15 protein-coding genes, 1 pseudogene and 1 riboswitch are annotated in these 20,614 nt (G+C 35.5%); of the genes and pseudogenes, 12 read left to right on the top strand and 4 right to left on the bottom strand.

The window, feature by feature from the left end:
• The first annotated feature begins 6 nt into the window (after positions 1–6).
• The gene (locus tag FC748_RS22160) at positions 7–183 is read left to right on the top strand and encodes a hypothetical protein (RefSeq protein WP_167492701.1); all 177 of its coding nucleotides are present in this window, start codon (positions 7–9) and stop codon (positions 181–183) included.
• A complete protein-coding gene (locus FC748_RS18135; protein ID WP_108031021.1) occupies positions 184–1,596 on the top strand; it encodes a 3'-5' exonuclease in 1,413 nt (470 codons plus the stop codon). It begins immediately after the preceding gene.
• Between the two features lie 168 nt (positions 1,597–1,764).
• Here FC748_RS18135 and FC748_RS18130 read toward each other — a convergent pair whose 3' ends face one another.
• Positions 1,765–3,228, bottom strand: coding sequence for a Sau3AI family type II restriction endonuclease (locus FC748_RS18130; RefSeq protein ID WP_238600221.1), 1,464 nt, complete (start codon positions 3,226–3,228; stop codon positions 1,765–1,767).
• Between the two features lie 154 nt (positions 3,229–3,382).
• On the opposite strand from FC748_RS18130, the gene dcm reads away from it, so the two are divergent.
• The 6 genes and pseudogenes from dcm (at position 3,383) to FC748_RS18100 (ending at position 9,166) form a co-directional block, all read left to right on the top strand.
• On the top strand, positions 3,383–4,633 hold the full coding sequence (gene dcm / locus FC748_RS18125) for a DNA (cytosine-5-)-methyltransferase (protein WP_108031019.1): 1,251 nt from the start codon (positions 3,383–3,385) through the stop codon (positions 4,631–4,633).
• A gap of 268 nt (positions 4,634–4,901) precedes the next feature.
• Positions 4,902–6,728 carry a KAP family P-loop NTPase fold protein gene (locus FC748_RS18120; protein WP_024364187.1) on the top strand — a complete coding sequence of 609 codons (1,827 nt, stop codon included), beginning with the start codon at positions 4,902–4,904 and terminating at the stop codon, positions 6,726–6,728.
• Between the two features lie 55 nt (positions 6,729–6,783).
• Positions 6,784–6,894, top strand: a pseudogene (locus tag FC748_RS18115) (IS3 family transposase); the annotation flags it as partial.
• A 136-nt stretch (positions 6,895–7,030) separates the two neighbouring features.
• A complete protein-coding gene (locus FC748_RS18110) occupies positions 7,031–7,603 on the top strand; it encodes a branched-chain amino acid aminotransferase (RefSeq protein ID WP_108031018.1) in 573 nt (190 codons plus the stop codon).
• Positions 7,604–7,689: 86 nt separating this feature from the next.
• The gene (locus FC748_RS18105) at positions 7,690–8,202 is read left to right on the top strand and encodes a hypothetical protein (protein WP_108031017.1); all 513 of its coding nucleotides are present in this window, start codon (positions 7,690–7,692) and stop codon (positions 8,200–8,202) included.
• A gap of 109 nt (positions 8,203–8,311) precedes the next feature.
• On the top strand, positions 8,312–9,166 hold the full coding sequence (locus tag FC748_RS18100) for an MBL fold metallo-hydrolase (protein ID WP_108031016.1): 855 nt from the start codon (positions 8,312–8,314) through the stop codon (positions 9,164–9,166).
• 61 nt (positions 9,167–9,227) lie between these two features.
• Here the strand turns inward: FC748_RS18100 and FC748_RS18095 are convergent, their stop codons facing one another.
• A complete protein-coding gene (locus FC748_RS18095) occupies positions 9,228–10,406 on the bottom strand; it encodes a NupC/NupG family nucleoside CNT transporter (RefSeq protein WP_024364193.1) in 1,179 nt (392 codons plus the stop codon).
• Positions 10,407–10,766: 360 nt separating this feature from the next.
• On the opposite strand from FC748_RS18095, the gene FC748_RS18090 reads away from it, so the two are divergent.
• The 3 genes from FC748_RS18090 to FC748_RS18080 all read left to right on the top strand — a co-directional run bounded on the left by FC748_RS18090 (position 10,767) and on the right by FC748_RS18080 (position 13,133).
• Positions 10,767–11,474: a DNA alkylation repair protein gene (locus tag FC748_RS18090; RefSeq protein ID WP_108031015.1), complete on the top strand. Its 708-nt coding sequence runs from the start codon at positions 10,767–10,769 to the stop codon at positions 11,472–11,474.
• A 128-nt stretch (positions 11,475–11,602) separates the two neighbouring features.
• Complete coding sequence (locus tag FC748_RS18085) at positions 11,603–12,052, top strand: GNAT family N-acetyltransferase (protein ID WP_108031014.1); 450 nt, start codon at positions 11,603–11,605, stop codon at positions 12,050–12,052.
• Positions 12,053–12,266: 214 nt separating this feature from the next.
• Positions 12,267–13,133, top strand: coding sequence for a M23 family metallopeptidase (locus FC748_RS18080; protein ID WP_108031013.1), 867 nt, complete (start codon positions 12,267–12,269; stop codon positions 13,131–13,133).
• A gap of 65 nt (positions 13,134–13,198) precedes the next feature.
• Here FC748_RS18080 and FC748_RS18075 read toward each other — a convergent pair whose 3' ends face one another.
• Entirely contained in the window at positions 13,199–13,570 is a 372-nt protein-coding gene (locus FC748_RS18075) for a hypothetical protein (protein WP_108031012.1), read from the bottom strand.
• A 326-nt stretch (positions 13,571–13,896) separates the two neighbouring features.
• On the opposite strand from FC748_RS18075, the gene FC748_RS18070 reads away from it, so the two are divergent.
• Positions 13,897–14,193, top strand: coding sequence for a hypothetical protein (locus FC748_RS18070; protein WP_108031011.1), 297 nt, complete (start codon positions 13,897–13,899; stop codon positions 14,191–14,193).
• Between the two features lie 96 nt (positions 14,194–14,289).
• Here FC748_RS18070 and FC748_RS18065 read toward each other — a convergent pair whose 3' ends face one another.
• A complete protein-coding gene (locus FC748_RS18065; RefSeq protein ID WP_108031010.1) occupies positions 14,290–20,094 on the bottom strand; it encodes an NPCBM/NEW2 domain-containing protein in 5,805 nt (1,934 codons plus the stop codon).
• A 205-nt stretch (positions 20,095–20,299) separates the two neighbouring features.
• A riboswitch (cyclic di-GMP riboswitch) is annotated at positions 20,300–20,386 on the bottom strand.
• Positions 20,387–20,614 lie beyond the last annotated feature (228 nt).

The raw sequence follows: 20,614 nt of genomic DNA, 5'->3' as shown, positions 1-20,614 counted from the left end.
AGAAAAATGAGCCTATTAGCTAAAATGGCAGAGGATTGGAGTCGCTTTAGCGGTACTAGAATCTCGCATGAAATTAATAGTGACAAGCTTCAAAAAAGCATATTTACATTTATACAAAATGCAGATGATATAGAAGCAGAAATTGATAGTGATGAGTATATAGATGACTTGGAGGATTTTTAAATGAGCGATGAAATTAAATTTACAAAAGAGCAACAGGATGCCATTAATCATAATGGCAACCAACTGCTTGTTAAAGGGATTGCGGGAAGTGGAAAAACATTAGTATTACTAAAAAGTGCGATAGATTTAGCAATAAAAAACTCTTCAGAAAAAGTAGGTGTTTTTTCATTTAGTAAATCGTTGTCCGCTGCTGCAGAAGCAATGTTGAAAAAGCATAAGTTGAAGAACTTGAACATTACAACGTTCCATCAATGGGCAGCAAATGCATACAGAAAAACGTATGGTCATCATCCAACATATGCTAATGAATATTATTTAATGAACGTCGCTATGCGTGAAATGAAAGTATTGTATCCTAAGCATCGTTTCTTTAAAGACGATACATTCAATAAGTTTTTACAGGAAGAAATTAAATGGTTAAAGGGTCGTAACATTCAATCAAATGCGGAATATTTAGCGACAAGCCGTAAAGGGCGCGGTAGCAAAATTCGGCTATCTGAGAGCGACCGCACCGTCATTTATGGACTTTACAGTTTGTATGAAGTGAAAAAAGATGGCGCATATGATTATGAAGATACGGCATTACAACTTATTAAAGATCAGCACAAAATTGTGGATGCGGTAAAGTATGACCATGTCATTATTGACGAAGCGCAAGACTTTAATAAAGTTACAATGCAATTACTTGTAGGCATCGCACAACAATCTTGTCGTATCGGTGCAGATATCGGACAAAAAATCTTCCCCACAACTTTTACATGGAAGGAAACAGGGCTTGATTTCCGCGGGAACCGTGTAAAAACATTACAACAATCATTTCGCTCAACGAAGCAAATTATTGAGCTTGCACGTAGCATTCAGAGCAATGATGAAATTACAAAAGACGAGGAATTTACATTGCCGATTGTTCCGACAGTAAGTGGTCCAATACCTCAAGTATATGTATGTAAAACACAAAAAGCGCAGGATGAAGCTATTATAGAGCTATTAAAAACAATCGTTCAATCGGATAGTAAAGGTTCAATCGGTGTAATTGTTCGCAATTGGGATTCTGCAACACGTCTTGAGAGAAAATTGCTTGCGAAAGGAATTCCCTTTACCGAAATTGGAGATACTAGGAAGCTAAAAAGAGATTTTGATGTAGCACAAGGTCTTCATACTGAGCCGGGTATTAAATTTACGACATTCTACACTTCGAAAGGCTTAGAATTTAAATACGTTGTCGTTGTGGATTTAGTTAATCCGAGCTCAAGTGAGTTACTGGGTGAAGAATTTGATTGGGATTTAGAGCGTCGCTTATTATATGTAGGCATGACACGTGCCAAAGTAGCACTTTCCATCTGCACATACGATGAAAAGGCAAAGCTATTAAGTGAGCTAGATAGCAATTTGTACAGTAAAGTGAGTTTGTAAATTTGCATATGGTCCCCCTAAGCAATAAAGAAATTCTATAATAATTTAAGTTATCCATGTTCTTTATACTCTCTTGTCATATTGATCTCAGCCATAAGTAAGCGTAGCAAATAATAGCTACGCTTATTCGTATTATTCCATCTCTTTAGTATTTAAGTATTTCAGTATCTACTGTTTCAATTCCTCATTCAAAACACTAAGAATATACGTGTTATTCAACCAAAAACTCTGTTTCGTCATAATGCGTCCATCTGGTAAGGAGTCTCCATAAACAGAGTTATTTCCGATGACTTCGCCAGTTTCAAAAACGTAATAACGTTCTGTAGTATGAGGTCGAATATGAATAATACGATTATCACTTTTCTTTGGAAAGTTGTTTTTTACTTCAAAGTTGATGCCGTCTTTTTTGAATTTTTTATATAGTAAAGGTCCTTCTTGCGTTATTTTTTGTATACTTTCCCATCCTTCACGTGCTTCTTCTAAATCTTCATAAGGCATATTCCAAAGTTGGCAGCCTTTTAACACGTAGTCATTCCCTAACTTTTTGTATACAACAAATAAATAACGTTTCGAACTTAAGTCATTATAAAAAGAAGATTCTTCCCATTCTTCGTTAATCAGTTCATTAAATTTAAAAGAAGGAAATGAAATGCTTTCAACCATTTTTCCGTTCTCTTCAATTCGGATAGCTTTTACTTCGATATTTGCTTTAATAAACTCTTCAGCACGATTCGATTTTATTCCTAACATGCGGTAGGCTAATGAACTATAGAAATTTTTGGATCCAGGTTTAACACTAAATTCTTTACTAAGTTGAGTGCTTGTTTTTCCTGTATGTTCATTTATTGTATTAACAATTAGCATTTCAAATGTTTGATGATTGGATGGACTTACATTAGCCAAAATAGACTCGTATGTATTCACTTGATTCAGAACATATTTGTTTAACATATAGGTCATATAAGACTGTTTAAAACAGAAAGCGCGTTTTGGTGCTTTAATATTAGGAGCGTAATATTCTTGTGAAACTAAACTTTTACTAGCGGTAGATCCCTTTGTGCATGCCCCTAAATACATCGTCTCACCTTCAGACAATTCATGAGCACGACCTTCTTTTACTTTTGTAACGATTTTCTCATAATCTTGTTGAATGATTATTAAATCTTCTTCAGGAGGAGAAAAAAGTGTTACAAAATTGATAGGATAGTCAACTCTTTGTAAATCGCGATTCCTTAAGTAATGAATTAACAATGATAAACGAAACTTGCTATAAGCATGGGATTTAAAGAAGTCTTGTTCTATAGGTTCGGTGTAGCTAATCATTGTGATGACTAAACGTTCACCTGCTGAAAAGCCTCCTTTTTTTCCTATTTCATAGGGAGTAACCTTTAGTTCTACTCCTGCTTTTGGAAAGTCAGGTTCTTGGTCACTATTAATTTCATATTCGAAGTGGTACTTCTCAATTAAATGACCCATTCCACCTTTATACCTTGGATTATTCACCTTTTCTATCGTTTCCTGTTTTAATTCTTCATCGATGGCTGCATTATTTATTACATCGAAAAATGTTTGACCGATTAATAACTCGCCGTATTCTTTAATGCTTATTGGATTTGTATCATCATACTTCAAAATAGGTTTACCTCCATAATTTAGGTGACTTATTTAAATGATAGCTTAACGCTAGTAAAAATACATTAAATTGATCTCTTAGTAAAACTTAAAAGTTGATCTTTTGGGCTACATGATTTATAATACGAATATGTAGAAAGGGAGTTCGTATTTTATGAATAAAAACCTAAATGTTGTGGAATTATTCGCAGGTGTTGGTGGTTTTCGTCTTGGCTTAGAAAAAGTAGACAAAGAATTTTTCCAAACAGTATGGGCCAATCAATGGGAGCCTTCAAAAAAGGCCCAGGATGCTTATGAATGTTATATAAGTCACTTTACTGAAGGTGAAGCAAGTAATGATGATATTACAACAGTAGCTGATAGCAAGTTCAGCTCGTTACACATAGATTTATTAGTTGGTGGTTTTCCATGTCAAGACTACAGTGTGAGTCGCTCGTTGAATAATGAACAGGGTATAAATGGTAAAAAAGGTGTTCTGTTTTGGGAGATTAAACGAGTACTTGAAAACAGTCATCCGAAATATGTACTACTAGAGAATGTAGATCGTTTGATTAAATCGCCATCGAAACAGCGTGGACGAGATTTCGCCATTATGTTAGCGGTATTCAGAGACTTAGATTATATTGTTGAATGGCGAGTTATTAATGCGAGTGAATATGGAAATGCACAACGTAGACGTAGAATTTTTATTTTTGCATATAAAAAAAATCTCAGCTTTGCTAATCAGCAGAAGAAGTTAGCTAAAGAAGATATTTTATTTAAAGAAGGATTCTTTGCACGTACGTTTCCTGTTACAAATGAACCGTATAAAAATCGTCGTGCATCTGTTGAATTACCTAGAGATATTGTTGAAATTTCGGATAATTTTTCATTTGGTTTTCATACAGCGGGTATTATGATTGAAGGTTATGTTCATACCGTTCAACCGGAGCCAATCTTAAAAACTCCTATCCCATTAAAAGATATATTGCTTCCAGAAGAACTAGTTGATGAAGAATATTACTTAAATGAAGCGGCCATTGAAAAGTTTAGCTATCTACGTGGACCTAAAAAAATTGAACGAACTTCCGCTGAAGGTCATAAATATATTTACTCTGAAGGTGGTATGTCACCTACGGATGATTTAGATTTACCTGGACGAACGATGCTGACAAGCGAAGGGACTGTTAATCGAAGTTCACATATAGTTGAAGTCAATGGTAGAAAACGTTTTTTAACCCCGCTTGAATGCGAACGTTTGAATGGGTTTGATGACAACTGGACGGAAGGCATGCCTAAACGTATGCGCTACTTTTGTATGGGAAATGCTCTTGTAGTAGACTTAATTACAGATATGGGTAAGAAGATTATGGAAATTGATTTACTGGAGCAAGAAAATGTTACACAAATAACTTTAGGGATTTAATACACAGAGTTTTCTCTGTGTATTTTTTTGTATCCTTTGCTCTCTTTTATGATGAATCCTTTGACTATGAAGGATAATAGCTCTTATTACAAAGTTACGTCTAAACTACCGTTTGTTTTTTATTTAATAATTATATAGCTTATCCGTTGTATGATTTGTTATGATTATTCAAATGGTAAATTTAGGTTTTATAAATAGGGTATTTCGTTATAGTTTGTAACTAATAAAGACCCAGAAGATTTCCAAATAAAGAATGGAGTTGGGATTAATGGAGACAAAATTAAAAAATATAGGAATTCATGACTTACCAATTTTTGATGATAGTTTAGATTTATTTGAAGTAATGCCTTATATTGAGGCTCTAAGCGATTTTATTAGACAAAGTGCTACACCAATTACAATTGCATTGCAAGGGGGTTGGGGAACAGGAAAAACTTCTTTTATGAATTTAATTAATCGTCAGTTAGAACCAGTGAAACGATTAGGAGAAGAAACTGGAAGTATAGTAAATACTGAATCTCCTGTTGTCACTGTAAATTTTAATACGTGGCAATATACTCAATTTAACCTAGAACAAAATTTAGGCATTTCTTTTTTAAGTTACATAATAAATAAGCTGACAGAAGATTTGAAAGGTGATGAAAATAATTTTGTAAGCGAGGCTTCTAAGGCAATTAAAGGTCTTGCAAAATTTGGTGTTAATGTTGTTCTTGCTCAGGCTGGAATGCAACCAGTAAGCGATGAGGAATCTAAAAATGATGAGGTAATGGATCCAGCACAGGCAATCGAAACTCTAAGAGAATCTTTGGGGGAAATTGTTAAGAAAATAGCGAAGAAATATGCCGTTAATGGTGAAGATGCAAGATTAGTTGTATTCATTGATGATTTAGATCGACTTAAACCATCTATAGCAGTTAGTCTATTAGAAGTAATTAAATTATTTTTAGATATAGAAGGGTGTATTTTCGTTTTAGCTGTTGATAATCGTGTTATTGAAGAAGGTATAGCAGAAGTGAAGCAAACTTCTATAGCCAAGACGAAAAGTTTCTTAGATAAAATGATTCAAGTTCCTTTTAAAATTCCAGTTGAAATATATAACTATAAAAGGTTTTTAACTGACAATTTAGGCGTTCTTTCTGAGAATGATGAGCTTTCAAATGAGCTACAAAACTTAATCCAGTTCAGCGTGGGCAGTAATCCTCGTGCAATGAAACGGCTTATAAATAACTTCTATTTAAATAATAAAGTAAATATGATTATTGATAATCAAACCATTACATCCCAAAATGATCAGTGCATTTTAATTGCAATTATCTGTATGCAACTTGCTTGTCAACCATTATATATTACTATGAGATACTCTGATTCTAAATTAGAGCTGTTAAATAAAGTAGTAGAAGAAGGACTGTTTGTAGATTTTTTACGAGAAGAATTTATAGAGTTAGAAAGTCTGAATTTATTTGAGGAAGATACAGAAAATAGTATGGATTCTTATGATCGCTTTTTAGATTATTTAAGAACTATCTTATTACTTACTGTAAATAAAGATAGGAATGGTGTATTAGAAGAAGCAGATTTATCTGTCTATAATAAAATTTTGAAACGTTCAGATATGACGAATGTTTCACAGTCGCAAGTTAAAATGAATAATGATGAAGATTTAGGTGAGATTGTAAATGTGAAATTACTAGACTTCATTAATAATATTAAGAAATATCAATTAGAAAAGAAACAAACCTTAGTTTATAAAAATAGTCATAATGATGGAATCTATAATATGAAGGAAGGCTTCCAAGTTATTGTTAATGACGCTGTAAAAGGCAAAGAACATATTGAAAAATTAAAAAGTGTAGATGGACTTAAAAATAGTAATATAGCAAGAACTATGTACTTCCGATTACTTCCAGAGTCTGAGTGGAGTGATGCAGAGAAAAAATATAAAACATTGGAGTTCGGAAACCAAGAAATTGGTACAGTTAAATTGGGGCATAGTTTCGGTAATGCTGAATCAGCTAGACAATTATATAGAGTATTAAATTATTTAAATTCGGATATTGTCAATGATATTTACCTTCGTGCGCGACCTGTTGAGTAAAAAATAATGAACTTAGTTTATTTGCCCTTTGAATGTTAAAAGGTGAGTAAAAATTGAAGGGCTTTATGGTTATCGCCTTATTCGTGACAAATTTGCAAACCGTAACCAAAAAGTAAATCATAAAAAGGTTCAACGCATTATGAAAGAGCTTGGCTTAAATGCCCTTTATGTAAGAAAAATTTAAATCTTAGCGATAATGGTGGAGATATTACTTTAATTAATAATCGCAACATATTTCCCCATACCCCACCCTTCCTAAGCTATACTTATACCCAAACCAATCGAATGGAGCAGGATACTAAGTGTTAAAAAATCAAATTGAATCATTAATAAATGAGCAAGCCAAAAGTAAATTACTAGATGTAGAAAAGACATACGCCCAAAAGCACAAATTGTTAGACGAGGATGCACCGGTAGAAACAATTTCTTTGCCATTTGACGTGATTGAACGTTGCCATAAGGAAACGGAAGAATTACTAGGGGAAGAAACAGCTTCTTTTCTAACAAAGCCTGTGCATTATTTAAAAGAGCATGCGAATGAATTTATGTATGTGACGTCTGAACGTTTGGATGTGATCCGTGTGGATTCGTTTGCGCTTGAATTTGATGGGGCGTTTGGTGTGTACAGTGCCATGTTTGGACTGCGATTGCAAAAGAAGTATAGTGCGTTTTTGCATTCCTATTTTACAGCACATTTGCAACATAAGCAGATGACCTATAGTGCGGTATTTTCTGGGGAAGATGGGCTTTGGGAAGTGAATCTTGCGTTTGATGCACTCGATGGATTTAGTGAGCAGCAGTCGTTTGACGAAGTGTTAGCACAATTATATTGTCTTGTTTTTGGGCTTCTTGAAGAACTTGAGGCGAGCGTATGATGCATACAAAATGGCCGCTAGAATTTTGTATCCTAGCATAATATATTGGGTTTTAAACAAAAATACATGGTGAGGGAGAAGGGAACATGAACATCGTTACAAGTCGTGAGGATATCCAAAAATATGAAACCTTATTAGAAGAAAAGTTAAAACAGTATGTTGGGACAAAAGAAGTAAAAGGTGTCACTGTGGCTGTTGCGCATGGAACGGGCGAAACGAATGTATGGCTAGTGCAAGATTTAGGTTACTGGTTTGTGAAAAGGAAAGTGGATATAAACAATAAATGGTGGAATTCCTTTGGTTTTACATTAGACGATAAATTTATAGAGTTTTGCGAAGTCAATGTACCTCTTGAAGGTGTTAATTCAAAAATTGCAGGAGCATTTGTTGAAGCGGATGGTAAGGTGTATCTTGTTCATAAAGGTTCAAATATTGCTGGGATGAAAAAAGAATATGTACATAGTCATTATCAAGGTGAAACAGTAGCAATTGCTAACAATGACTATCGCCTAGTTGTAGCTGAAATAACGTCGTCAAATGCGCCTGTTCAGATTGGAAACTTTTTAAAAGAAATAAAGCGCTTAAAAGAAGCGTATTGAATTTGTGACAAAATCCTATCCACTTCCTTTTTATAATAAAAAAATTCTTTCAAAGAGTAAATTGCCCTTTTTTGAATTAAACTATTATAAAAAGGGGGGCTTATCCATTATGCATTCAATAAATAAAATAGGTGATTGTTTTTGGTATATGACGCCTATAGCGGAAACGGATCGTCCCATTTTAGGGATGGTAGTTGGTCATAACAAAACATTAATGATCGATGCAGGGAATTCGGAGGCGCATGCACATTATTTTCAAGAAAAACTTTTAAAAATGGGCGTTCCTAAACCTGATATGGTCGTTTTAACGCATTGGCATTGGGATCATATTTTTGGACTTTCTGCATTACGTCATATGGTGTCTATCGCTTCGGAAAAAACAAAAACGGCAATGGAGCAATTAATTCCATTTTCTTGGTCAGATGAGGCACTTGATGCACGTGTGAAGGAAGGGATAGAAATTGAATTTTGTGCCAGAGCTATTAAAGAAGAATTCAAAGATCACCGAGATATTCAGATTGTTTTGCCGAATGTCACGTTTGATAAACGGTTGGAAATTGACCTTGGTGGTGTCACTTGTATCCTTCAACATGTTGGAGGGGATCATGCGGCTGACTCGGTTGTGGTTTATATAAAAGAAGAAAAAATTCTGTTCCTTGCTGATTGTATTTATCCTAATCTTTATGCTGAAAAAGAACATTATACAATTAAGGAAACGCTTCGTCTGTTGGCTGAATTAGAACAATTTGATGCGGATACATATATTCCTTCGCATCAGCAGCCAATAACAAAAGAAGCGTTTAATCAAGAAGTAGCGATGCTTAGAACGATTGCTACATATACCGATAGTTGTGATGGAGATTCACAAAAAATTATGCAAGCATATAAAAAGCATGTAAAAAGAGAACTAACAGAAGATGAAATTGAAACTATCTCTGACTTTGTCAATGGTTATTTACAATAGTCAGAATTGTTTTAGTGCCTGGCACAAGGAAGTGGAGCATACCACTTCCTTTTCATTTTCTTTATAAAATTAAGCTTACGATAATACCTGAAAGGACACTTACAAGGGTAGCGCCAAATAATAATTTTAAGCCAAAGCGTGCGACAACATTTCCTTGTTTTTCGTTAAGACTTTTTACAGCACCGACAATAATGCCAATTGAAGAGAAGTTGGCGAAGGACACAAGGAATACGGAAAGAATGCCCATTGTCCGTTCACTAAAGTGATAATCGCCTCCAGATAAATCCAACATCGCTACGAACTCATTTGTTACTAGCTTCGTCGCCATAATGGATCCGGCACTAACCGCTTCCGAGGAAGGGATGCCCATAATAAAGGCAACTGGTGCAAAGATGTAGCCTAGAATCGTTTGGAAAGTAACGCCGAATAGTAGTTCAAAGACACTATTAAATCCTGCCATCAATGCAATAAAGCCGATTAACATGGCACCGACGATAATCGCCACCTTAAAGCCATCCAAAATATATTCGCCAAGCATTTCAAAGAACGATTGCTTTTCGTGCTCGATTTCTAAAATATCTTCTTTCGGGTCAATGTCGTATGGATTCATAATTGAAGCGATGATAAAACCGCCAAATAAATTTAAAACTAAAGCCGTAACAATATATTTTGGTTCCAGCATCGTCATATAAGCACCAACAATGGACATGGATACGGTAGACATTGCTGACGCACAGAGTGTATATAATCGCTGTTTTGACAGCAGACCAAGTTGTTTTTTTAATGTGATGAAAACTTCTGATTGACCGACCATTAATGAGGCAACGGCATTATAAGATTCCAATTGTCCCATGCCGTTTACTTTACTTAATACCCAGCCAATACCTTTCATAATAAAGGGGAGGATTTTCAGATGTTGAAGAATACCGATTAATGCTGAAATAAAAATAATGGGTAGCAATACGGTTAAAAAGAACGGCGCTTCTCCCTCATTGGCTAAGCCGCCAAATACAAAGGTAACTCCTTCACCTGCATATTCCAGTAATTTGTTAAAGACAGTAGCAATTCCCTTAATAATAATTAAGCCAAATTGTGTATTTAACAACAGTAATGAAAACAAAATTTGAATGATTATCATTGTAATAATTGGTTTGAATTTAATCTCTTTTCGATTGGAACTAGCAAGCCAAGCGAAAAACAATACAATGAGAATACCTAAAATCGAAATAACGTATTGCATATGTAACCTCCTGATGTTGAAAACATGATGTGATAATTACCTTTTGCATAGTACCTTTATTAATTGTGAGTGTTGTCTTGAATATGTTGTCCAAATTACTAAAAAAGAACCGCACTTATTTAATATAAATACCCTTTGTTGAAGAAAGGTAACATAGAGATATTAATAGAAAGTTATTAAAAAAGCAAAAAAATATCTATTTTACTGAAATTTTGATAGGCACCAGGGAATAAAAGTAAGGATTATGCTTTTTTACAATATAGAGCTAGCTGGCAAATGCCACAGTGATATAGCATAATGAAAATAAATTGAAGGTGGACAAAATCGTCACAATAGCTAACGTAAGGGAGTGCAGTGAAAATGAATGTTGAAATGGTGATGCAAGAGCTTGAAGCACTTGGGAAAGAGCGCACGAAAAAAATATATATGTCAAATGGTGCACAGGAGCCACTTTTTGGGGTGGCTACGGGTTCGATGAAGCCGATAGCTAAGAAAATCAAATTGAATCAACCATTAGCGGAAGCCCTTTATGCCACAGGAAATTATGACGCAATGTATTTTGCAGGCATTATTGCTGAGCCAAAAGCTATGACAGAGTCGGATTTTGAGCGCTGGATTGATGGGGCGTATTTTTATATGTTGTCAGATTATGTGGTGGCAGTGACGTTAGCGGAAGCGGACATTGCGCAACAGGTTGCCGATAAATGGATTGCTAGTGGGGAAGAACTAAAAATGTCTGCTGGCTGGAGTTGTTACTGCTGGCTATTAGGTAATCGTCCCGATGTTGAATTTTCCGAAAGTAAAATGGCTAATATGCTTGAAATGGTGAAAAGTGCGATTCACAATTCACCTGAACGAACAAAATCTGCTATGAATAATTTCCTCCATACGGTAGGGGTCTCGTATATCCCGTTACACGACAAAGCGTTAGCTACAGCACAACAGATAGGTCCTGTAGAACTTAAAAAGAATAATAAAAAAAGTAGTTTCCTCCACGCTTATGAAAGTATTCAAAAGGAAGTAGAGAGAGGCAGAATTGGCTTTAAACGCAAATATGTAAGATGTTAAATCCTAGCAAGTACCAAATTAAGCGATTCCCTGTGGATTTCGTGGCGATAACACAAGATTACATGGCGATTCCGGCGCATCTCCCGTGGAATATGCATACTCCATCTCTATAAATAGGAGGCACAATAATGACGCAACAAAAACTAATGATTATACCGTACAGGCCTGCATTTGCTGAGCAAACAGTAGCGATGTGGCGAGATAGCAAGGAACAGGCTATTGGCCAGAAAGAAATGCATAGCGTTGAAAATCATGTGTACTTTCTAAATCATCTATTACCAGAACAGTTTCAAATTGAGTTAGCGATTATTGATGAAACAGTTGTTGGTATGATTGCCTATAACGATAGGGAAATAAGTCAACTGTATATTCATATAAACTATCAAGGGCTTGGTATCGGGCAAACATTGTTGAATAGAGCGAAAGCCCAATCAAGTGGAAAATTAATTCTATATACATTTGAAGTAAATGAAAAGGCCCAACATTTTTATGAAAAACACGGATTTAAGGTGATCGGTAGAGGGCATGAAAATGAAGAAAATTTACCTGATATTTTATATGAATGGATTATTGAATAACGAGAGAGCGAAGAATGGGAGCTTGTCCTGCGTTTAGTTTTCTTTTATAAAACAAGCAAGAGAATAAACTTCTTTTTGCTTGTTTTATTTCGTCTGCGATTTTTTATTGCGATGCGTCCTTAGTCCTTTATCTGATTTTAAAATGGTAAATATTGAAACCTATTATCCAATCAAACGTATAAGTAATATAGTCAGCGTAAAGGGGATGTTTAGAATGCGAGTTAGTTCAAGTGAAGTAACACCTCAAAATTTCGGGATGTTTTTTTTGCAAGAAAGATTTGATGAAATTTATAACCAATGTCATGCAACGTTTCAAGAGATGGTTTCGAATGAGCAATTTAATGAAATAGCTCAATCTTTTAATGCCAATGTACAAAACTATGAGTTATTTAATAAATCAACAATCGCTCATTATCATCAATATGTTTGGTTGGATGATCGACAAGAGAAAGCGATTCAGGTAACGATGGATTCAAGTAATATTATTCATAGCTTATTAATTAAGCCTTATGTGGTTTTTCCAGAAAGCGATAAAAAGTATAGTCAAAATACATATATAATGCCTATAAAAGAGGAGTGGTTTGTATTTTGGGGAGGGGTTAATGAGTTTGTCAATTACCATTACGCATATGAAGCACAAAGATATGCATATGACTTGGTGATCATGAAGAATGATTCGACCTTTAAAGATTCTCCTAGCGTCAATGAAAACTATTATGCCTTTAATAAAGAAGTTACTGCACCTGCAGATGGGAAGGTAATTAAAGTTGTCAATCATCTAGAAGATAATATCCCTGGAGAAATGTATGAAATGGAGCCAGCAGGAAATGTAATTATTATCGAACATACCAATCATGAATATAGTATGGTAGCGCATTTAAAAAAGAACTCTTGTCTTGTGCAACAAGGAGATACGGTTAAACAAGGTGATGTGATAGCGCTTTGCGGAAATTCAGGAAATTCCTCAGAGGCACATATCCATTTTCAAGTGATGGACGCACCAGACCTTCTTAATTGTCAATCTTTACGCATTCGTTTTGCGGATGGTTTAGAGCCCATTCAAGGTGATTTTGTAAAATAAAATAGCTAAAGAACCGATGAGCGAATTTCCCGTTCATCGGTTCTTCTTTATAGGACTAATCACCATTAAATACTTTGAATTAATTCGCTATATTTTAGGGAAAGTAAGTTTAATGAATAGTTTTTAATTTTATCGGTTGCAATAATACCCGTTAGGATACATTCAATCATTTCTTTATATTGATAGATTAAATGGACTTCCTGCATAAAAGATGAATCAATCGTAATGCCGTTCGTCATCGTTTTTAAAATTACTTGTTGCTCTTCATATAAGTAAACTAATTCGAATTTTGAATTATGTATTAATGTTGTAATTTCTGGAAAAATAGTACCATCGTTTAAAGCCGCTACTATATCGTCGACCGGCTTTACACCTTCTATTGATTGTAAATACGAGAAAGTTTCTCTTAGTTTTTCTTCTAAAAAATCAGTACTCATTGAAAATGCTCCTTCGTGTTTTGCTTCATCCATTTTAATCATTTTATGATTATTGTATGCCTATTTTAGTGGTAAAAATTATTAAAAAAACTTACTTTTTTTTGAATTAATCGGGATAATTTCATTTTAAATAAATAATTTATAGTAGTAAATACTATTTAGATAAAATCGTAAATATGGACTATACTAATGATTGTTGTCCATTTTATTAGGAAAAATGGTTTGGTTAATGCGCATTTATTTAAAAATCTATTATTTTCGGTTTAAAATAAAAGTAGTAAAATATAAAAAATAAATTTTCACAGCATTTTATGGAGGTGCAGAGTATGAATTATGTTAGGGTCGAAATAATTGATACTGTGGGGTTAAATCCAAGGGAAAGAAAAATGTTGCAAAATACGGTGTTAAACTTTGTTGCGATGAGCAATGCGTTAATTTTGAAAGAAGATGTCGTGATGAACCCGTTGGAACCCAACAACGAAAATATTGGGGTTATCCTAATTTATGCCAAATCACTGAATGAAGAACAGTGTAAGACAATAACAGAGGCATTGTCCAATCGATTCACCACGTATTTTAAAATGACTGAGTTGGATTTGGAAGCGCAAATTAGCGTTTATTGAACGATGCGACGTGCAGTCTTTGTACATAAGCTAAAACGCCCACGGGAAAAATCCGTGGGCGTTATTTATTAGATTATTTATGCTAAAGCACAATGCTTAATTTTTTACATAATAAGTTAATTGAATCCGAGTGTCTTCGTTTAATTTATAAGCGATGATGAGCATATATGTGCCTTGTTCTTCGTGTGAAAGATCGATTGTAAAGTGGTCTGTATTTGGTGTAAGTTGTTCCACATCTACGTAGATTTCTTTCATTGTTTTCGTATTTCTTAGACCGATTTGATAAGGGTTTAAGTATTGACCATCCAAACCTTTTACTAAGTTCTCAACCGTCGCTATAGGACCTGTTAAGCTTGATACTTCCACAACTTGGGGCTGCGCAGTGATAGTATCCAATGCACCTAGACTTTGCAATGGTGAGAAATCGGTAATACTATTCGCCGAAATATCGAGAGATGTTAAATTTTTAGCATATTGTAAGCCGTCTAGATTTGTAATACGGGCATTGGGTGCATGTAGACTAGTTAGTGTAATCATATCACCTAATGTGATTTCCCCAGACAGCCCCAATGTTTGCTGAATTGCCTGTTTAAGATTGTTATCTGCAATCGGTATGATTTGAGTAAAGTCAATAGCGATAAGGGCAGCTTTAGTGCTTGTTAATTCCTCTAACGCTTCATCTATTTGTGCTTGAGTTGCTTGAGGGTTGGCAAGTACTTCCTCAGCTTTTGCTATACTCGCTTGTAATGTTTGAATGGACTCCGCTGTATAGTTTTCTATAGGAATGGCTTTGGCATCCTCTAGTGCTAGCGTTAATGTTTGCGTAAAAACGCGCTCTGCATTAGCGAAATGTAATTTAGTATCTCCCCATGAAGCATGGTCTGAACCGTTGCCATTGCCGCCATCAGTTACGACCAGTTTTAGTTCTTTGGCCCCTGTGATGCTTACTTCAATGTATTGTTGAGGGTCTCGCGATTGCATCAAGCCACTGTCAAATTGCTTCTCTCCATCAACAAACACTTGGAATGTAACAGAGCCTACCGTACCGTACATTTGACGGTCTACACCAACGAAGGCAGTGAAGAAATCGGCATTTTTATCGCTTAAATCATAGATAATTGTAGAGTTTGAATGGGCGCCGATACCTCTTTCGTATGCTTTCTCACGACCATCATCACCTGTTAGGCGAATGGCATTGTGACTAATAGAAACATCTTTTAATGGTGCTGTATAGCTGTTTTGTGTAGATTGCCATTGAAAATCAGTTAAGTAATGATAATCATCCATGTTAACTACTGAAATCATGCGTTTTTTCGATACTTTATTGCCATCACTGTCGACAACCGTATACGTAATGTCATAGCGGCCAGCGCGATCGAAGTTTACTTGATCTAAGCCCGTTACTTGTACTTGAGATGTTAAATCGCCATCTTCAGCATCAGTTGCCACATAGCTATCGTCCATGGTAATAGGTGTTCCAACTTTTGTTGCGATTGATTTTGCAATTGTTAGTTCTGGTATCCCGTTTGATACATAGAACTTAGCATCAGCAAAGTTAGCGTGATCGGATGCATTACCATTGCCAGAGTCATGTGCAATCAGTTTTAACTCGTTAACACCTGCAAGTGGAACTCTTACTAATTTTGCTTCTGTTTGATATTTCATCACGCCGCTGTTATATACTTCTTGTCCATCAGCAAGTATTTTAAATGTTACGCTAGAGTTAGTGTTTTCAGCTATGTTGCGGTCAATGCCAACAAGTGTTTCGAAATAATCATAGTATTTGCCTGTTAAATCGTAAACAATTTCAGAATTCGCATGCGTACCAATACCTTTGGCAAAGGTTTTTACTTCACCATTCGTTAATACTTTAATTGAACCGCCTGATGATGCTTTGTCTTTGTTGACGGTACTATACGCTGTTTGTGCCGATTGCCAACCGATGTCAGAGGCGAATTTTTCATCGCTATAAACATAGACAGTTCTTGTTGCTGTGACGACATTATGATCACTATCTGTTACGGTATAGTCGACGTGGTAAGTACCTGTTTTCTTCGTATTAAAACCGTTGGCAGTGACTTGGATTTGATTACTAACATCACCATCTTCGATATCAGTTGCTGTTACATCGCTTAGTAAATCGAAATCACTGTTTAATTTCACCATCGTCAAATCTTCAGGTAGCGTTAAAGTAGGTTGACTCGAGTCTTTACCGAACTTAGCATCAGCCCAAATCGTATGGTCTGAAGAATTGCCACTATCATTGGCATCTGTTGTAATGAGCTTTACTTCCTTTGCTCCTGTAACAGGGATATGGATGTAGCCGTGATCTGTATTTGCTTTGAATACATCACTGGCAAATTTCTTCTCGCCATCGACCCAAACTTCAAACGTGGCAGATGAAGCTTTGCTTTTTGCCACTTGATCAATACCGATGTAACTTTCAAAGAAGGTAAAGCCTTTACCTTCTATGTTATATACGATTTCTGAGTTTGCGTGTGCACCGAGTCCTTTGGCATACGTTGCCTCAACACCTTGTCTTAATAACGTAATGGTGCCACCTGCAACAGATTTATCTTTTTGTAATGAACCCCAACCAACTTTGGCAGAGCTAGCTGTCATATCAGAAATATACTGCATATCACTTACGACATTGACAGTCATAGTTTTTGTTTCTTGGATGCCTTCATCGTTGATTTCATAGACAACTTCGTAGATTCCTTTTTTTGTCATATCTACTGTGTTCGATTTAATAACGACCGTATTCGTGATATCTTTGCCACTATAGGAAATTGCTTTAACATAATCCATAGGATTGAATGTTTGATGTAGCTTGACTGTAACCTTATCTTCAATAGATAGGGTAGGGGTAAATGCCTTTACTTCTACTGGTTGAAGTGCAGTTAATTGTTTATCATAGCCAACAACTTTGTACGTGTAATTTTTTGTACTATCGATATGTTGATCGATAAATTGTTGAGTACTTGTAAAGCCGATTAATTCATTATCTCTAAAAATTTCATAACCTAAAAAGTCATCTTGCTTTTCTTTATCAACGGATAAATAGAGCGTATTTGTTTTGGTAGCTTGGTTTGATGCCAATGTTACGTTTACTGCTTTTCCTTTCAAACCATTCCCTTTATAGTCGACCGCGCTATTATTTAAATACCATATTTTTTTATCTGGTTTTGGATACTTACTTGTTTTTGCTCTTGTTTCGTCCGTTACGACAAAGCCATGACGAGCAAAGTGTTCACTTAAATCTAAACCGAGCGCTTCGGAAGAAAACTCGACTAAATATTGTTGTTTAGAACGTTCGCCATCTGTTAGCGTGACATTTTTTTCGCGGTAAAGAGCGTTTAATTTTCCCCAATAGCCAGGGCTATACATTTCAAGTTGCCAGTAAACGGCTAGTTTTTCAAACAAACCTTGATCGTTATAATCTTTTGTGTTTTCTTTCAATACGTTTTTATAAACGTTCGCTTCATATGGAATGCGTCCATCGATTTTCCCGTAAAGTGCTGACATATGCTGTGGAAGCATATTGTTTGTTACTTCGCCGATTGTTCGTACACCTATATCCATACGGTGACCGATTTCATGGATAAGCCCCCATGAACCGCCTTTTTCTTCTATCGGAACTAAAATATCAGCCACAACATCATCCAGTGTGCCAATATGATCGCCAGCTGCATACATGTACGCATAAGGCTGTGCAAGTCGTACGTTTTCTCTTATTAATTTTGGATCATGTTTTTCACTGCGCCCATCTAAACCGTAATACTTAAATAATTCGTCCATAAGGCGATTATACGATTCAATGGTTTGGAGCGGGCTATAGCCATTTTCTATATAGGTTTTGTAAGCACCTGTTGCAGTACCTGTCCAAAATAAATGGTCACCAACGACTTCTACAATATCAAGCACTTTGCGATCTTCAACATTTGGATGTTTCGCTATATCTTCATCAATTTTTTTCTTATAGTTGATTAAAAATTGTTTGAACTCCTCTACGTTTGTAGACTTTGTTGCAAATGGAATTCTCTCAACACCTTCGAATCTTAAGGTCGGTGCTTTACCTTGCTGTTCCGCTGTATAAGGATTTTCAATATAGATTGTGCCACCAGGTGTAACGGCCTTCTTATTATAAGAAGTTTTAGGGATGGCAGGAACAGTGATGACGTTTTTACCGACTTTTAAGCTGACACCTTGTCGCCAACTATTCCAAGCACCTTCTTGTTGTGAAAATGCCAAGCGTGGTAACGGACCAGTTGTTGATGCGTCAACGTAAACGGTAATTTGATCACCCGGTTGGGCAGCAAGGCCAGTTGGTTGTAAATTGTTACCGAAGCCGAATTTCAATTGTTGATTGGCATGTTTGACCATATCCCCGTGTTGCTCGGCTACTATAATTCTTCCTTCTGTAACCACTTCACCGTTCATTATTTTTTTAGCTAATTCGATATTGTCTTTATAAGTAGCATATAGTGGATGTGTTTTCGCTTCTTCTTCTAATGCGTTAATATGTTCGATGCTGTTGAATGCAGGGGAAACTGTATTCATCGTTCCGTCAGTAAATAACTGCGCCATTTTATCGTCTAATGCATCTTCTTTATAGAAGGCTAATTCAGAAAGTGTTGCCCAATTTTGATTGGATTTAGTGAATTTAAATTTCAACCGTTTAAATGTCGTCGGTGCAAATTTTGCCTCTACTAATCCTGCGACCATGTTATGTTTACCTGTTGAGACAAGTTCATAGGTTTCGCCTTTTGACGTTTGGGAAGCGTAAATTTCAAATTCCTCGGCAAAGCCTTTACGGTCAGAAGGTCTTGCTCCATAAATAATACGATTTAATGTAACAGGTTCTATAAATTCAACTTCTACTTCATTTGAGAATGTAGCTGTGTTGCTTTTATTTGTTTCCCAATATGTATGAACATCGCCATCGATGGCATTTTTGATAATGGCGCTCGCATAGTGTCCGCCATTGTTGGTAATTTCTTTAATGTTTGCCTTATCCATTCTAAATAACTTTGAATACGCTTCGTTGGCATAATGGCTAAATGACGAAGTTAGTGCAGTTGTCGCTGTAATTTTTTCATTGCTTAGCAGTGCTTTCGCATTGTCAATATCTTCTTTGAATTGTGCGTAGAAGGGGTGGCCTTGGGTTTCGACCTCTAATTGATTGATAGCATCTATGGTGTTGAATTTGTCACTTACAGCGCTCATTGTACTATCTGTAAAGAGTGTCGCCATTTTGTCAGAGACAGAATCTTCTTTATAAAATTGAAACTCGGATGCACTTGCCCAATCTTGGTTTGCTTTCGTAAAAACAAATTTTAGTCGTTTAAATTCTGTAGGGTTGAATTGGATTTCGACGATATCTCCAGTAGAACCTGTATATTGTCCTGATGAAACGAGTGTAAAATCATCGCCTGTATCTGTAGTGGAGCTATAAATTTCAAACTGCTGTGCAAAACCTTTTCCTTTTGTAGAAGATTGACGAGCTGCATAGACAATTCGATTTAATGTAGATGCGTCATGGAACTGAATGATCACTTCATTAGTGAAGGAGGTACTATTGGGTTTCCCTGTTTCCCAATGGCTGTTCATATCACCATCAATCGCTTTATCTATAGTAGAACTTCCATATTTTCCGCCGTTGTTCGTAATCGATTGAATGTTTGCTTTCGCCATTTTAAATACGTCATCGTATGCTTTTAAAATATCTGTTCCGTACAATTCAAATTTTTTCACCGAAGCGATGGAATAATTAGTACGAGCTTCGGTTGAAGTTTTAATGATGTCTCCATTTGGATTTTCAGTCGCTAAAACATTCATTGGACCACCAATTAAATTTAAAGCAAGGGCAGATACTGTTACAATCTTTACTACTTTCATCTAAATTCCTCCTTATGCATTTTTCTTACTGAGCACATAAAAAAGCTACTCAAAAAAGAGTAGCTTTATTTTAAATAAGGCAATCATAAAAAATCCCACATTATAATAAATAGCACTAAAAAATGCCTTTCGTAAATTATATTAATATACAATTATCAGTGGGTTGTGTGTTACGTCCTTACTAAACAAAAAGTAGTATGTACTCTTCGGCAACTGGCAGACATAGTTATTAAAAACCTTAGTCCCTATAGCTTTGCGTCCCTAAATTTCTTTAGGTTTGCCTATTCAATTTTCTACAATAAAGAATAGCATAAGGAAAATCATTGCCAAAGTACAATTTGCACTATATTTTACCACCTATAATTCGGGTAAAATGGCGAGGTTTTTTTTATTGGGCGAAAAATAATGTCATTTAATGGTGGTTCATTTGTTATGTGTAAAAGACTTTAGTAAGAGAAAAATGGTTTATCTGTAAACTACTTATGTCATGGGTACTGATATTGAAAATATTTACAATAGG

This window comes from Lysinibacillus sphaericus (genome assembly GCF_005217585.1).
Taxonomy (GTDB): domain Bacteria; phylum Bacillota; class Bacilli; order Bacillales_A; family Planococcaceae; genus Lysinibacillus; species Lysinibacillus sphaericus.
Note: the sequence above shows the minus strand (reverse complement) of the source record. Positions and strands in the feature narration are given on the sequence as shown.